The sequence below is a fragment of the Lysinibacillus sp. NPDC097162 genome (genome assembly GCF_044762185.1).
In the GTDB taxonomy this organism is placed as follows: domain Bacteria; phylum Bacillota; class Bacilli; order Bacillales_A; family Planococcaceae; genus Lysinibacillus.
In genome coordinates this window covers 161,534-175,807 of record NZ_JBIWDT010000003.1, presented here as the reverse complement: position 1 = coordinate 175,807, position 14,274 = coordinate 161,534, and the positions used below count along the sequence as shown (strand labels likewise).

The following is a 14,274-nucleotide window of genomic DNA, read 5'->3' as shown; positions in this document are numbered from 1 at the left end:
GTCCAAAAAAAGGAGGACTACGATGATTTTTCAAACTATTCGTAAAAAACAACCACTCATTCATTGTATTACAAATTATGTTGTGGCAAATTTTCAAGCAAACGGCTTATTAGCAATTGGTGCTTCGCCTGTAATGGCAGATGAATCTCTGGAAGTTGAGGAGATGGTATCGATTGCATCAGCCTTATTGATTAATATTGGCACGCTTACTACCCGTACAAATGAATCGATGTTACTTGCTGGAAAAAAGGCAAATGCGCTAGGTGTACCGATTATTTTGGACCCAGTTGGTGTTGGAGCAACAAATTTACGTAAACAAGCGGTACAGCAATTATTAGAAGCCGTTCATTTTGCTGTTATTCGTTGTAATATCGGTGAGCTTGCCGCTATTGCTGATGTTTATTGGCAACAAAAAGGAGTAGATAGTGGCAGCGGTTCAATTTCTGTTGAAGATAAAGCAAAAGAAATTTCTAAAAAATATAATTGTATTGTTATTGTAACTGGTGAAAAAGATTTTATAACTGACGGAGAGCACTCCCAATGGATTATTGGTGGACATGCTCGAATGACAGAAGTTACAGGAACTGGTTGTTTGTTAAGTGCCATTTGCTGTGCAGCTTATATTGCAGGTAATGAGCCATTTTCTCAGTTGTGCAATACATTAACGTGCTATAAAAAAGTTGCTGAACATGCCGCTTCATCCGCGCCATATAACGGTGATTTTGCAGTTTCGGTCTTAAATGAATTACACCGTTTATCGAAGGACGGTGAAAAATAATGCATATTGTAACAACAATAGCTGGCTCAGATAGCGGTGGTGGAGCTGGCATCCAAGCTGATTTAAAAACATTTCAGGAATTAGACGTATTCGGGACATCCGTTATAACTGCTTTAACAGCACAAAACACATTAGGAGTGAACGGTGTACTTCCAATTGAACAAGCTTTTGTAAATAAACAACTTCATTCACTACTGGATGATTTTTCAATTAGTGCAATAAAAACAGGAATGCTTTTTTCTTCAGATATTATTCATACAATTGCACGAGCTCTGTCTAATTTAAATATTCCGCTTATCGTTGATCCTGTAATGATTGCAAAAGGAGGAGAAAACTTATTACAACAAGAAGCAGTTGAGGCATTAAAAAAAGATTTATTACCTCTTGCTACAATCGTAACGCCTAATATTCCAGAAGCAGAGACACTTACTGCTAGAAAAATAAACAATGTATCAGACATTCAGCAAGCTGCTCAATCATTATTAAAATTAGGTGTTCAATGTGTCATTATCAAAGGCGGACATTTACATGACGATCATTTTGCAACAGATTATGTATTTTTTGAAGATGGCGAATCATTTTCAATGCAATCTACTCGAATTGCAACGAAAAACACGCATGGAACGGGATGTACATTTTCTGCTGCATTAACCGCTTTTATTGGTCAAAAAATACCTTTAAAACAAGCAATTATTGAAGCGAAAAAATTTATTCAATTAGCTATTAGCCATGATTTATCGATTGGAAATGGCAATGGACCAACGAATCATTTTGCTTACAAAAAATTTCATGATACTTGCGAGGTGACCATACATGAAAAGGAGTGACTTACAGCTTTATTTTATAATGGGCACAGCGAATGTGAAAAATAGACAACCTTTAGAAATACTTGAGGCAGCATTGCAAGCAGGTATTACGATGTTTCAATTTCGTGAAAAAGGACAACATGCATTGACGAATGAGCACTACGAGCATTTTGCACGTCAATGCCAAAATCTATGCAGGAAATATAACGTTCCCTTTATCGTCAATGATGATATCGACCTTGCCCTTAAGCTTAATGCAGATGGTATTCACATAGGTCAAGATGATTATCCCGTCTCACTAGTACGACAAAAAATTGGACAAATGATCCTTGGTGTTTCTGTCCATACAGCTTCTGAATTGCAAGTTGCTTTAAAATATGGAGCAGATTATATAGGTATTGGTCCTATTTATGCAACCACATCTAAAAACGATGCCAAACCACCTTGTGGAACAGAATTTTTATATCAAGCACATAGCATGTATCCGCTGTTGCCGATAGTCGCAATTGGTGGTATTGACTGCCTGAATGCATCTGCTGTTATTAAAGCAGGTGCAGATGGTGTCGCTGTTATTTCTGCTATTTGCGAAAGTAATGACATTCAAAAAACCGCTTCAACTTTCAAATCATTGTATTTATAGCTTTGTTATATGTATGCATGTAATCGTCTGGCATAAAAAAACTAAATTTAAACAAACTAAAACCAGTGCCTTTTACGGTCACTGGTTTTAAGTTTAATAATTGCTTATTCTGCAATTATTGGTTTTTTGGCATACCTTTTAATTGAGATTCTGCCATTTGTACAAGACGTTTAGTGATTTCACCACCAACGGAACCGTTAGCACGAGCTGAAGCATCAGCTCCTAATTGAACACCAAATTCTTGTGCAATTTCGTATTTCATTTGATCAAGTGCTTGTTGTACACCAGGTACTGCAAGCTTGTTTGAACTACCATTGTTGTTTGTCATGTCTGTCTCACCTCCTTGTGATTATAGAATGTGCGATATTTGTTTTTTAATACAAAAAAAATAAAGGTAAAATGTAACTCTAAAGGAAATTGACTAGAAAATTAAAAAAAGAACCGTCCCAAATACGATTTTGAGACGGTTTCCTTCTTATTAAATGGCGTTTTTAAATAAATGTAAAACAACAATAAATTTATTTGTTACGCACGTAATTTTTTTATAAAAGATCTGCAAATTTATCTGTTGGCTGCTCTTTTTTCGGGAAAATGTAAACTTCACGGTTGGTCACAGCACGTTCAATTAGGTCATCGAAATCAGAAAAGCTTTCATAATGCTCTACTTTTTCAAGCTTTGGTTTCGTTTTCGGACTAGCAGGTGTGAAAATTGTACAGCAATCTTCAAATGGCTGAATCGACGTTTCATATGTGCCGATTTTCTCCGCAATTTCAATAATGTCTAATTTATCATTCGATATAAGCGGACGTAAAATCGGTGTATTCGTTACAGCGTTAATAGCAGTCAAACTTTCAAGCGTCTGACTTGCTACTTGTCCAAGACTTTCACCTGTTACTATGGCAAGTGCGTTAATTTCTTCACGTACTTTATCTGCAACTTTTAACATCATACGACGTGTTGTAGTCATAGACACATTAGATGGCACTTTTTCTTTAATAAGCACTTGGATTTCTGTAAACGGAATAACATGTAATCGAATACTTGCGCCGAATTTTGTTAGCTCATTTGCTAACACTTTTACTTTTTCTAATGAATTTTGACTTGTATATGGTGGGCTAAAGAAATGAATTGCCTCTAAACGCACACCACGTTTCATCATTAAGTAGCCTGCAACAGGACTATCAATCCCACCTGAAAGCATTAATAATGATTTTCCGTTAGAACCAACAGGCATACCACCTGCGCCAGGAATAACTTGCGCCATCATATAAGTTGAATCGTGTCGCACTTCCACGCGTAGCTCTACATCTGGATGTTTCACTTTTACAGATAAATTTTGATATTGAGGTAAAACATGAGCGCCAATTTCACGCTGAATACCGTGAGAATCTAATGGGAATGTTTTATCTGTACGTTTAACTTCAACTTTAAAAGTTAATTGTTCATGTTTAAACGTATCCATAATCGTAATTGCAAGCTGTTTCATGGCATCCATATCTTTGTCACAAGCAGCAACAGGACTGAATGATTGAATCCCAAAAATTTTCGGTAATCCTTCTACTAAAACATTCATTTGTGCCTCATCTTGAATGGCGATAAACATACGATCACGTTCTGTACGAATGTGTAAATGCCCTAAATCTGCAAACGCATAGCGAATATTCTCACGTAAACGACGGATAAAATCCATTTTGTTGCGTCCTTTTGTCGATAGTTCGCCATAACGAATTAACATTTCTTTCCAAATCATAATAAAAGTTCTCCTTTTAGTTCCATCAATACTTTTTTGATAGCTAGTATAAATTGTGCTATGTCTTCAGAAGTTACATGTGCGCCAAAACTCACACGAATAACACCTTTTTTAAAATGTTCATCAATATTTAATGCTTCTACAACATGGCTCGTTTTTGTTTGCTTTGACGAACAAGCACTTGATGTAGATACAATGACACCATATTTTTGTAAGGCATTTATAATTACCTCACCTTTTAAATCACGAATACTAAATGATAAAATATGAGCTGCACTTTCTGGGGTAGATAAAATATGCACAACGTCACCAAATTGCTCTAGCTCAGCACGGATTTCCTGCTGCCATTTACGGTATTTTTCCGCGCGTTCATTCATTGTTTCTACTGCAATACGAGCTGCTTTCGACAGTGCTACTGCTTGCGGAACAGCAACTGTGCCACTACGTAAACCAAATTCCTGTCCTCCGCCTAAAGCATATGGCTGCCATTGCATTTTTTTTCGGAATGCTAAGACACCTGAGCCTTTAAATCCATGAATTTTATGTCCAGAGATTGTAATACAATCAGGACCTTCCTCACCGTTAAATGTTAAAGGTAATTTTCCGAAGCTTTGCACTGCATCGATATGGAATGCCGCTCGACTTTCTGCATGGACGATTGTAGCAGCTTCAAAAACAGGTTGAATAGCACCCATTTCATTATTTACATGCATCATACTAACTAAAATCGTATCTTTGCGTATTTTTGCCTTTAGCTCATCTAATGAAATTACACCTTGTGCATTTACATGTAAATACTCTATTTCAAAGCCTTCTTTTTCAAGCTGTTTGACTGATTCTAAAACAGAAGGATGCTCTATTTCCGTAGTTAAAATATGTTTACCCTTATGTGTGTTGCCACGTGCTAAACCAATAATTGCTGTGTTATTTGATTCGGTACCACCTGAAGTAAATAGCACATTTTTTGCTTCAGTCTTCAAAATATCTGCTACTTGCTCACGCGCACGCATTAATAATTCATTTGATTCTACACCCATGGCATGAATCGATGCAGGGTTCGCATAATACTGTTCATTCACTGCCATAAACGTCTGCATTACTTCTTTATAAGGCTTTGTTGTAGCACTATTATCAAGATAAATTGTATTAACTTTCATTATTTTTCACACACTTTCAAAACGTTGATTTAACGGTATTTATCATAACGCAATCTGTGGCGATTGACTACTAATTATTCTGATTTAGTCATTTATCGTCCCTTTTTGATGACCTATATAATGAAAAAAACTACCCATTTTAATTTATTTTGACCATAGAATAGCACGAATAAATTTACTTTTTTTGACCATTGCTAACGTTAGTAGCAATAAATAAAATAGCTACCTAAAAAGTTCATTACGTCACTTTTTAGGTAGCTGTTTCTTTAGTTTATTTTCTTTTATTCACTTCGAACTACTTAAGACTTTGTTAGCGTCTCTTCTGCAACTATTGCTTCTATACGCTTTAATGCACCTGGCTCCATTTCCTCTACTGCAGTCCCAGCTTCTTCTAAAGCTTTCGCATAACGGTATTGATGGAATGCTTGTTCGGCTTCTTTTAAACGAGCATTTAATTTTGGATTCGTTGCACGGTGACGATTGCCATATTGAATGATACGTTCGATAAGCATAACATTCTCAATCAATTCATGGGCCTTCGAATGCACATCCTCAACACAAAGAGTCGCTGCATTCAAGTTATTATGGATTGTTCCCATGTTGAGTGGAACTTCTTGTAGACTTTGCATGACAATATAAATATGCTCAGCAGCCTCATCTAAACGAGCATCCATCTCTTCTGGAATACCAGGAATATTTGCCTTATTTAACAGGCGATCTGTTTCTTGTAGTGTTTTTTTCAAGTTTTCCACTTGTGTACGAGCTTTATTTTCATCAATGCGAAGCTTTTTCATTGTATTCGATAAATGCCCTTGCTCTTCGTGGATACGCTCTAGCTCTTCGCTAATTTCAATTAATTCCTCTTGTAGACTTGAATAAGCCGATTTTTCCTCTGAAACACGCATTGCCAATAAATCATAGCGGCGTTGAAGTGCTTCTAATTGTTTTAAAGCAGCCTTTGGAATTTCAGCATCTTTTTCATTCAAATGGTAACTTTGCTGAACAAATGTTGCTTCATCACTAACTAATCGAGTAGAGCTAATAACGTTAGTAATGGATCCTAATAATCGCTCACAATTTTGATCTACATAATTTTTAGCAATTACTTCTTTTTCAAGTAAATCATAGAAACGGTCAATTTCTTCATTTATTTCAGCAACACGAGGTTTAATAGCTGTTAAATTCAGCTCCGCAAGTTCACCTTTTAACGTAGCAAATTCAACTTCCAGTTTGTCCAACGCGTCTGTTAGCTCTAAATGATGCAAGTAGTATGATTGTTCTTCCATTTCACGTTGACCATTGCGCAATTCTTGAACCGCACCTGGTAACTTTACTTGTAGTTCCGTCAAAATAGTTGGAACATCATTAATGTATTCAAATGTCTGCTGTGATTCTTGATTCAAGCTAATGACAATTTCACGCGCCTGCAAATAATTTCCTTCGCTTGTGAGTACATCAAATTCTTCAAATTTTTGAATAAACACTTCTAATTTTTGTTCAAGTGCTGGTAAAGCTACACCAAATGAGTGTTGATGCGCAAGCAATGTTTTACGTGCAGATCGATAATATTCTTTAAGCTGTTCAATTTCAATACGGTTTTTTTCTTCGCTGCCAATTAATTCATTAAGTTCTTCTAAGATTTTATCTTTATCTTTTTCACACTTAAGAATATAATCTTCTATTTCACGTTCTATCAACGTTGCTTTTTTAAAACGAAGACGATTGATTTGATCTTCAGCGTCGAATAGAAGCGAATCAATTTTTGTCATATGTACATCGATGACTTCATCCCAACTATTACGCCACCGTTCAAACATTTCCTCTGTTTCACCATTCATGTTTAAAGATTTAACTTTGGAAATTTCCTCATTTATGGGATTGTTTTGTATTTGTAATTTTTCATTTTCAAGTTGTGAAATGATTGTTGTATGTTTTCTTCGCATCATTAATCCTACTATGGCTAAAATTAATAGTAGGATAATTGGAATGATGATATACTCCATCGTAAGCCTCCTATTCTACAATAAACGAATTGGCTAGTTGTATACATTATATACTATGTTTTCGCCTTTTGTACTAAAATTTGAGTGATTTTCAGAAAAGTGTATTCACGACCTACATATTGACAGTTCCGCCTATGTCATTGAACATAGAGCTTAAATATGTAATTATCATTTTACTAGATAAAGGAGTGTAATATGTATGAAAAGAGACGGCCATATCCATAGCCCCTATTGCCCACATGGGACATCTGATTCATTTACACAATATATTGAAAAAGCTATTGCTGAAAACTTTACGGATATTACATTTACAGAACATGCACCATTGCCCTCTAATTTTAGCGACCCAACACCCGAACAGGATAGTGGAATGCAACCAGATTTTTTAATGCCGTATTTCGAGGACTTACAGCAGCTCCAAAAGCAGTACGCACAAGATATTCGCATTCGTATCGGTTTAGAGATAGACTATATTCAAGGCTTTGAGCAAGAAACGCGTAAATTCCTTGATACATATGGGCATTTTTTAGATGACTCTATTTTATCAGTGCATTTTTTACAATGGCAAAACACATATGAATGTATTGATTTTTCTGCTGATAGTTTTATAGCTTTTGCTAAAAAGGTAGGTTCTATTGAACAAGTTTATCACTTATATTATGATACTGTCCTACAATCTATAGATGCAGATTTAGGTCAATACAAACCGAAGCGCATCGGACATCCAACACTTGTTCATAAGTTTCAACTAGCCCATAATACGAAAATTGATGATACTGTCCGCATTCAAGAAGTATTAACTACTATGCAGCAAAAAGGATATGAGTTAGATTTAAATAGTGCTGGTTTAAGTAAAACATACTGTCAAGAGCCATATCCACCATTTGCCTTTATCGATTATAGTAAAACGATCGGATTACCTGTCGTTTTCGGTTCTGATGCGCATACCGCTGTTGATCTACATCAGCATTATAAAACTTTATTTCCAATTATATAACTTTTAAACGAGGTGCTATTATGTTTACACAAATTAATTATGAAGGATCCATCGTCGATCAATACAATACATTAGCAAAGCAATTAGATGCACTACTCACTGGAGAAACAGATCGTATTGCTAATTTAAGCAACGCGTCTGCATTGCTTAATCAATTCCTCCCTGACATTAACTGGGTTGGCTTTTACATATTACAAGAGGAAGAGCTAGTATTAGGACCATTCCAAGGCTTACCTGCATGCGTGAGAATTCCAGTTGGGCGTGGCGTTTGTGGATCAGCTGTGTCAACAAAAGAAACGCTTGTCGTAGATGATGTTCACGCATTTCCAGGACATATTGCATGCGATGCTGCCTCTCAATCTGAAATTGTCATTCCTCTAATTCAACAAGACAAGGTAATTGGCGTGCTTGATATTGATAGTCCTATCAAAAATCGCTTTTCTGCTGATGATCAAATCGGCTTAGAACATTTTGTAAAAACATTGCTGCTTCATATTTAAAAGACGTCCACAAGTAGCCACTAAAAAATGCCCTGAAATGGATTATAAATATATCATTTCGGGGCAAATTTATTGTAAAACATAATTTATGCATTTGTTTGTAACGTTCGATCATGAATACAGAATCTATTTTTCCCATTATTTTTCGCTTCATATAAAGCTGTATCAGCATGTAGGAAAACAGATTGAAAGGCTGGTCTATAGAATTGATCCCATGTAATAAGACCTGCTGAAATTGTTACTTGAGGATCTGTTGCATTCGGAATTACTTCTACTATTGTTGATGCTAGCTCGATAGCTTCTTGCTCATCAACATTAGGCACATACACCGACATTTCCTCTCCACCCCAGCGAGCACAAATTCCACTGGCACCTATTGTTTCCTCTAATTGCACGGCAATCTGCACGAGAATTTTATCACCTATTTGATGACCATAGGTATCATTGATGCGTTTAAAATTATCAATATCAATCAGTAAGAACATTCCTGATTGATCTGTTTTCAGTGATTTTTCTACAAATTGGTCTAAATAACTACGTGCATATAATTTTGTTAAATGATCTCGATCAACCATTTCTTGTAGCTGATTTCGTAAAATAGAGTTTGCTATCGCTAATGAAGAATGATGGATTAACGATTGCATTAGCTTAAAACTATCAAATGAAAAGAAATACGGCTCTTTGTGTAATACGATACTAAAGCCATTAATTTTTTCCTCCATTAAGATAGGAATCGCCATAATTGAACGATATTCTATTTGATTTGGGGTTAACCTGCTAAAATCGGCAATAAACAGTGGATCATTTGTATGCTCAAAATGTTGTTCAACATGATTTATATAAGTCTTGCCTTCGTCTGATTTAAATAAGGATGTACTAGCATCTTTCACTACATAGGTAGCATTATCTTTAAAAGCGAAACAAACTTCCATTGGTTGGAAAGACTTCATTAATTGTTTTTGTAGGAAAAGTAACATTTCATTAATATCAATTCGCATATTTAATCGATGCGATGTTTCATTGATAAGTTGTAAGTCACTTACGAGGCGATGCGATTGATGATATAATTTGGCATTTTCTAGTGCATTGCCAGATGCTTGTGCGAGCATGCGCACAAAATCTTTTTCAGTTGCTGAAAAAAGGTATGTGGTTGGTGCATTAACTTGTAAAATCCCATAAATGGCTTGTCTCCCTTTTATAGGAGCGTTTAATAATCGACAATTTAAGTCTCCAGCTAGTTCAGTTGTCAACTCACCTGATACAAAAGCTTCAATTGTAGCAGGTCTTTCCGATAAGTAATCAAAAAGCTTTATATCGATTGTCGTATGGCGATCTTGATCGTTGGATAAAATAAGCTCCACATTAAATTCCGGGAAATTATCTCGAATATTTTTTAAAACGTTTTCTAAAATCAAATCAATATCCATTGTTGAATGAAATAAGTCCGTCATATTATAAAGTTTTCTATATTGGTCTTCATTCAATTTTACTTCTAGGTTTTCAATAAGTAGTTGTAAAACTTTCGTAAGCGTTTCTACACACTCTTCACCATAATCCGAAGTCATAAAGTCCGTCCAAGTATCAGTGGCTTCTACAAGCAACACACCAATAGGATCTTTGCCCTCCGCCTGGAAAAGCACCATATCTGTCATCATATTATAGGCTGGTTTTTCTTTTAATATATAAGGAAGCTTCACCACTTTCTGTTGGTAAAAGCTGGCTTCTATCATTAGCCATGACACAGCATTTAGTTTTGTTTCAATCGTCAAATTAGCTAATTCTTCCACAGGTATTAAACTATTACCTTCAAAGCTAAGAAATGCCGCATTTTCAATTTTCAAGTGCTTCTTTAGACACTGTTTAAATGAATAAAAATACTCATTAAAACTAATTAGTCCTCCATTCGAACTCACCCAAATGCTCAAAACATCAGATTTTATATATTTCAGCGTTTGTAAATGGTCTGTCATGAAATCACCTTTTCTATATAACGTACAAATCAATTACTATTAACTTATAATGTATTATACATAATTTGTGTCATTTTGACTATTTAATTCTGCCTTACTTTTACAATTTACATTTAATACCGTATCATTAACCATTTCGTAGTAGTGTAAAATGACTTTCAAGGAAATTCCTACTATAGACCTTTTTGAAAAAAGCAATACTAATAATTGACGTCTACGCTATAAGCAGTTACAATGAAGTTTGTGTAAAATAAACGCAGCAGTGGTATGAGCTTATTACTGTATTTTATTCCTCAATTTTACTGAGTATTACTTCTCAAAGTCTCTCAGATACAAATTGATGGTGTATTATGTAACCTAAAGGCTGCATAGGCGAAAATACATGAAAATAAAATACGTATAAGAATGGGTACTACTGGTTTTTGTTTTACAACAAAAAAACCAAATTTAAAGGAGGAGACAACAATATGTCTCGTTATACAGGTCCATCTTGGAAATTATCACGTCGTCTTGGTATCTCACTAAGCGGTACTGGTAAAGAAATCGAAAAACGCCCTTACGCACCAGGTCAACACGGCCCGAACCAACGTAAAAAATTATCAGAATACGGTTTACAACTTCAAGAAAAACAAAAACTTCGTCATATGTATGGTATGACTGAACGTCAATTCCGTACTCTATTTGACCGCGCTGGTAAAATGAAAGGTGTTCACGGTGAAAACTTCATGATCCTTCTTGAAACTCGCCTTGACAACTTAGTTTACCGTTTAGGTTTAGCTCGCACTCGTCGTGGTTCTCGTCAATTAGTAAACCACGGTCATATCTTAGTAGATGGCAAACGCGTTGATATTCCATCATTCAGCGTTAAACCAGGTCAAACGATTTCTCTTCGTGAAAAATCTCAAAACCTTGCTGTAGTAACAGAAGCTATCGAAGTAAACAACTTCGTACCTGACTACTTAACTTTTGATGCAGACAAAAAAGAAGGTACATTCACTCGCCTTCCAGAACGTTCTGAACTATCTGCTGAAATCAACGAAGCATTCATCGTAGAGTACTACTCTCGTTAATTTTTTTGCTTCGTCAAACAACGATTTTATAAAACCCCGAAACAAGGTAAACCCTTTTGTTTCGGGGTTTTTACTATATTTAATATGAATATAAGCTACAACAATTTTTAATTATTCTTGATTTAAATTGGGGGCGCCTTGGGGGCATCGTATTTTTAATAATAAAATCGGGTAGATGTATTTTTAACCAATGAATTATAAATTTAAAAATAAAAGTCACTCATCTGATATTGTTGAGTGACTTTTACTATTATTAAGTATTTTTTCCTACTTTGTCCGTATATGAACAACACCAGTTTCACTAACTCGTATGTTCACATCTATAAGATCTCTTTTTAAAATGTGATCTATTGCATATCTAATTTCCCATTCTTTAACTTGACCACGCTCATTTGAAACGCTTGCATGACTAGAACTTTTATTTTCACTATGAATTATTACCGTTCCTTTACGTTCATAGACTTTTACTGCACTTCCCATAAAACCTAATGCTACTTTCGCTACATCAATTCTTTCTTTTGTTATATCTCGAAACGTTTTGTTAGAAAAATTATATACAACAGCCATGTCACTCTCTCCCTAAGTATCTTAATATTAATGCTTCCACTTTTGTCTTTAGAGCTTGCTTAGCGTACCGCAGTTCTACATCTTCTCCAGGAGTTTTCAAAACAACGTCACTAAAATATTCGTCTACATGGATCCACTTCACTACCTCGATTTTTTGTTTAGCTAACATTCGTTTTTTATTAAAATAATCACTTCTTAAATCTTTCAATAGGTCATCAACTATTTTGACATATACCACTGACATTTTTAGATTTCCTAGTTTATCGTAATCATTCTGCAACGATTTTACTGCCATATCCAATAAGATAAATTCATGTACATTTCTTCGCTCTTCTGGCTTAATCATCCGTGTCTACCAATGAAGCTTTTTGTATCATATCGAAGGTAATACGCTTGATTGATATAACAGTTTCTAAAAGTAACTCCTTATTATAAATATTTGTCCCCGTAATGATTCCAATTTCATCATATAATTTTTGGCTTTTCCAAAGTGTGAGCTTAATTTGCTTTTTCATTTTGAAAGCTCGCTGAATTGTTTGCTCTATCTCTTCTAGCTCCCATTCAGTCAACTCGCGCTTTTTATCGTAAAATTGCTCTTTTTTCCATTCCTTTAACTTAACTAAATGTTCAGGTAGCATCAATGATGTCCATTTCATATTTCCACGGTCATTTATCATTACAATCACTCTCCACAATTAATCAACGTCAGATACTTTTAAAATATCTAGAAAATGTATCTTATGGATGCCCATATACCTGTCTTTTATGTGGATTAATTTAGTGTTTGCATCCATTTTTACAACTGTACCCTCTAATAGCTCATCATGTTTGTATATTGTGTATGCACAAACCTTATTTTCTTTCATCGATTCTGTTAGGGTATATGCGATTTCTTCAAGGTCGAATTCATCACGATCTAGATGTTTAGGTTCTTTCTTTTTTGTTGGTGTTTTTGTTTTAGCAGCCACTATATCAACTCTCCCAATAAGAACATTTGTTTGTTTTATTATAGAACATTAGTTCTCTTTTTGGCAATAAAAAAATACCAGGTTCCCATAAATCTATGAGTACCTGGTATCGTTGTTTATAAAGTGCGCTTTACAACTGAAATTAATAACCCTAAAGCTTCACCATCTGTCATTGAACAAACTCTTTCACTATGGTCCACTTTTAAAATACCTTTTTGATAAGTCTCTTTTAACAATCCTTTCAAATCCTCTTTAGCAGTTGATGTAAGTGTGTTTGGCACTGGTGTTTCCTCCTTTTGTTGGATAGTTGTTTTCGGTTTCATAGCTTCTTCGATTCGTTTTAAGAAGCTATTCCATCGGTTTTCACTTAAAATTCGATGCGGACAATATTTCCCATTCCAATCTTGATGTTTTTTTACGCGTTCTATGCCCCATCCATATTGTTTTAGTAACGAGGCTATATACTGCACTGCATTTTCCTCAGCAGCAGTATAACGCGCTCCTCCACTTTTGCTGTAGCAAATTTCTACACCTATTGATTTACGATTACCGTTACCTTGACCATCACCGCAATGCCAGCCGTTGCGGTTAAATGAGATTGCCTGAATAACTTCTTTATCATCAACGGCAATATGATACGACACCTGGTTGTCGTTAGTAATCATGTATTTAATTTCGTTGGCTGCAGAAGCATCATTGGCCGTATTATGAACGGTAATATACTGAGGAGTCATGGTGTAAGGCGCTTTTATTGGGTATTTAACAGAAGGTAAAAGGTTTTGTTTAAAAACGTAAGTCATCATTTATCCTCCTTTGGATTTCGATATTTTAACGATTGTTCACTATCGCCGACATCACTTGTAGTTGGATCGATTACAATGCCAATTAAAATCAAAATGCTTAAAATAGTATTAAAAATAGCAGTGGCTTGTTCGCCAACTGCTTCGGGTAAACTGTATCCAAATGCTGCTGTTACTTGTTGAGCTAGTAATAAAACAAATGCAAATAATGATACTAAAAACGGTTTGTGTTTTAAACGTACTTTCCAATTGATTTTCATAGTAATA

17 protein-coding genes are annotated in these 14,274 nt (G+C 35.2%); 6 read left to right on the top strand and 11 right to left on the bottom strand.

From position 1 onward, the window contains the following. Positions 1 to 22: 22 nt before the first annotated feature. From thiM to thiE, 3 genes are read left to right on the top strand one after another with little or no spacing between them, the layout of a single operon-like run. A complete protein-coding gene (gene thiM / locus ACIQXW_RS15515) occupies positions 23 to 778 on the top strand; it encodes a hydroxyethylthiazole kinase (protein WP_402763593.1) in 756 nt (251 codons plus the stop codon). Further along, positions 778 to 1,605 (top strand): bifunctional hydroxymethylpyrimidine kinase/phosphomethylpyrimidine kinase, encoded by an 828-nt coding sequence (gene thiD, locus ACIQXW_RS15510; RefSeq protein WP_402763590.1) that lies wholly within the window; start codon positions 778 to 780, stop codon positions 1,603 to 1,605. The genes thiM and thiD overlap by 1 nt, the downstream gene beginning before the upstream one ends. Further along, positions 1,592 to 2,224 (top strand): thiamine phosphate synthase, encoded by a 633-nt coding sequence (gene thiE, locus ACIQXW_RS15505; protein WP_402763587.1) that lies wholly within the window; start codon positions 1,592 to 1,594, stop codon positions 2,222 to 2,224. The genes thiD and thiE overlap by 14 nt, the downstream gene beginning before the upstream one ends. A 115-nt stretch (positions 2,225 to 2,339) precedes the next feature. Here thiE and ACIQXW_RS15500 read toward each other — a convergent pair whose 3' ends face one another. The 4 genes from ACIQXW_RS15500 to ezrA all read right to left on the bottom strand — a co-directional run bounded on the left by ACIQXW_RS15500 (position 2,340) and on the right by ezrA (position 7,135). Continuing rightward, positions 2,340 to 2,552: an alpha/beta-type small acid-soluble spore protein gene (locus tag ACIQXW_RS15500; protein WP_173477551.1), complete on the bottom strand. Its 213-nt coding sequence runs from the start codon at positions 2,550 to 2,552 to the stop codon at positions 2,340 to 2,342. A gap of 214 nt (positions 2,553 to 2,766) precedes the next feature. Continuing rightward, positions 2,767 to 3,975, bottom strand: coding sequence for a tRNA uracil 4-sulfurtransferase ThiI (gene thiI / locus ACIQXW_RS15495; RefSeq protein ID WP_402763584.1), 1,209 nt, complete (start codon positions 3,973 to 3,975; stop codon positions 2,767 to 2,769). Further along, positions 3,972 to 5,132 (bottom strand): cysteine desulfurase family protein, encoded by a 1,161-nt coding sequence (locus ACIQXW_RS15490; RefSeq protein ID WP_402763581.1) that lies wholly within the window; start codon positions 5,130 to 5,132, stop codon positions 3,972 to 3,974. The genes thiI and ACIQXW_RS15490 overlap by 4 nt, the downstream gene beginning before the upstream one ends. 299 nt (positions 5,133 to 5,431) lie before the next feature. Next, positions 5,432 to 7,135, bottom strand: coding sequence for a septation ring formation regulator EzrA (gene ezrA, locus ACIQXW_RS15485; RefSeq protein ID WP_402763578.1), 1,704 nt, complete (start codon positions 7,133 to 7,135; stop codon positions 5,432 to 5,434). A 199-nt stretch (positions 7,136 to 7,334) separates the two neighbouring features. Here ezrA and hisJ point away from each other — a divergent pair, with 199 nt between their 5' ends. Beyond that, positions 7,335 to 8,132 carry a histidinol-phosphatase HisJ gene (gene hisJ, locus ACIQXW_RS15480; protein ID WP_402763575.1) on the top strand — a complete coding sequence of 266 codons (798 nt, stop codon included), beginning with the start codon at positions 7,335 to 7,337 and terminating at the stop codon, positions 8,130 to 8,132. Positions 8,133 to 8,152: 20 nt separating this feature from the next. Beyond that, on the top strand, positions 8,153 to 8,632 hold the full coding sequence (locus tag ACIQXW_RS15475; protein ID WP_401020724.1) for a GAF domain-containing protein: 480 nt from the start codon (positions 8,153 to 8,155) through the stop codon (positions 8,630 to 8,632). A gap of 86 nt (positions 8,633 to 8,718) precedes the next feature. Here ACIQXW_RS15475 and ACIQXW_RS15470 read toward each other — a convergent pair whose 3' ends face one another. Beyond that, entirely contained in the window at positions 8,719 to 10,602 is a 1,884-nt protein-coding gene (locus ACIQXW_RS15470) for a sensor domain-containing diguanylate cyclase (protein WP_340823036.1), read from the bottom strand. Positions 10,603 to 11,069: 467 nt separating this feature from the next. On the opposite strand from ACIQXW_RS15470, the gene rpsD reads away from it, so the two are divergent. Next, the gene (gene rpsD, locus ACIQXW_RS15465; RefSeq protein ID WP_173477557.1) at positions 11,070 to 11,672 is read left to right on the top strand and encodes a 30S ribosomal protein S4; all 603 of its coding nucleotides are present in this window, start codon (positions 11,070 to 11,072) and stop codon (positions 11,670 to 11,672) included. A gap of 267 nt (positions 11,673 to 11,939) precedes the next feature. Here the strand turns inward: rpsD and ACIQXW_RS15460 are convergent, their stop codons facing one another. The 6 genes from ACIQXW_RS15460 to ACIQXW_RS15435 all read right to left on the bottom strand — a co-directional run bounded on the left by ACIQXW_RS15460 (position 11,940) and on the right by ACIQXW_RS15435 (position 14,267). After that, entirely contained in the window at positions 11,940 to 12,239 is a 300-nt protein-coding gene (locus tag ACIQXW_RS15460; RefSeq protein ID WP_402763570.1) for a hypothetical protein, read from the bottom strand. 1 nt (position 12,240) lies between these two features. Then, positions 12,241 to 12,585, bottom strand: a complete 345-nt coding sequence (locus ACIQXW_RS15455; protein ID WP_402763568.1) for a YhjD family protein — start codon at positions 12,583 to 12,585, stop codon at positions 12,241 to 12,243. Continuing rightward, positions 12,578 to 12,916: a YolD-like family protein gene (locus ACIQXW_RS15450; protein WP_402763565.1), complete on the bottom strand. Its 339-nt coding sequence runs from the start codon at positions 12,914 to 12,916 to the stop codon at positions 12,578 to 12,580. The genes ACIQXW_RS15455 and ACIQXW_RS15450 overlap by 8 nt, the downstream gene beginning before the upstream one ends. An 18-nt stretch (positions 12,917 to 12,934) precedes the next feature. Continuing rightward, complete coding sequence (locus ACIQXW_RS15445; protein ID WP_402763562.1) at positions 12,935 to 13,207, bottom strand: YolD-like family protein; 273 nt, start codon at positions 13,205 to 13,207, stop codon at positions 12,935 to 12,937. Positions 13,208 to 13,323: 116 nt separating this feature from the next. After that, positions 13,324 to 14,010, bottom strand: a complete 687-nt coding sequence (locus tag ACIQXW_RS15440; protein ID WP_402763559.1) for a peptidoglycan recognition protein family protein — start codon at positions 14,008 to 14,010, stop codon at positions 13,324 to 13,326. Further along, positions 14,007 to 14,267, bottom strand: a complete 261-nt coding sequence (locus ACIQXW_RS15435) for a phage holin (RefSeq protein ID WP_402763556.1) — start codon at positions 14,265 to 14,267, stop codon at positions 14,007 to 14,009. Before ACIQXW_RS15435 ends, ACIQXW_RS15440 begins: the two co-directional genes overlap by 4 nt. Between the last annotated feature and the right edge of the window lie 7 nt (positions 14,268 to 14,274).

Bases quoted from the DNA above. Each gene is read 5' to 3' on its own strand.
- thiM (WP_402763593.1), top strand. From the start codon at position 23: ATGATTTTTCAAACTATTCGTAAAAAACAACCACTCATTCATTGTATT.
- thiD (WP_402763590.1), top strand. From the start codon at position 778: ATGCATATTGTAACAACAATAGCTGGCTCAGATAGCGGTGGTGGAGCT.
- thiE (WP_402763587.1), top strand. From the start codon at position 1,592: ATGAAAAGGAGTGACTTACAGCTTTATTTTATAATGGGCACAGCGAAT.
- ACIQXW_RS15500 (WP_173477551.1), bottom strand. From the start codon at position 2,552: ATGACAAACAACAATGGTAGTTCAAACAAGCTTGCAGTACCTGGTGTA.
- thiI (WP_402763584.1), bottom strand. From the start codon at position 3,975: ATGATTTGGAAAGAAATGTTAATTCGTTATGGCGAACTATCGACAAAA.
- ACIQXW_RS15490 (WP_402763581.1), bottom strand. From the start codon at position 5,132: ATGAAAGTTAATACAATTTATCTTGATAATAGTGCTACAACAAAGCCT.
- ezrA (WP_402763578.1), bottom strand. From the start codon at position 7,135: ATGGAGTATATCATCATTCCAATTATCCTACTATTAATTTTAGCCATA.
- hisJ (WP_402763575.1), top strand. From the start codon at position 7,335: ATGAAAAGAGACGGCCATATCCATAGCCCCTATTGCCCACATGGGACA.
- ACIQXW_RS15475 (WP_401020724.1), top strand. From the start codon at position 8,153: ATGTTTACACAAATTAATTATGAAGGATCCATCGTCGATCAATACAAT.
- ACIQXW_RS15470 (WP_340823036.1), bottom strand. From the start codon at position 10,602: ATGACAGACCATTTACAAACGCTGAAATATATAAAATCTGATGTTTTG.
- rpsD (WP_173477557.1), top strand. From the start codon at position 11,070: ATGTCTCGTTATACAGGTCCATCTTGGAAATTATCACGTCGTCTTGGT.
- ACIQXW_RS15460 (WP_402763570.1), bottom strand. From the start codon at position 12,239: ATGGCTGTTGTATATAATTTTTCTAACAAAACGTTTCGAGATATAACA.
- ACIQXW_RS15455 (WP_402763568.1), bottom strand. From the start codon at position 12,585: ATGATTAAGCCAGAAGAGCGAAGAAATGTACATGAATTTATCTTATTG.
- ACIQXW_RS15450 (WP_402763565.1), bottom strand. From the start codon at position 12,916: ATGATAAATGACCGTGGAAATATGAAATGGACATCATTGATGCTACCT.
- ACIQXW_RS15440 (WP_402763559.1), bottom strand. From the start codon at position 14,010: ATGATGACTTACGTTTTTAAACAAAACCTTTTACCTTCTGTTAAATAC.
- ACIQXW_RS15435 (WP_402763556.1), bottom strand. From the start codon at position 14,267: ATGAAAATCAATTGGAAAGTACGTTTAAAACACAAACCGTTTTTAGTA.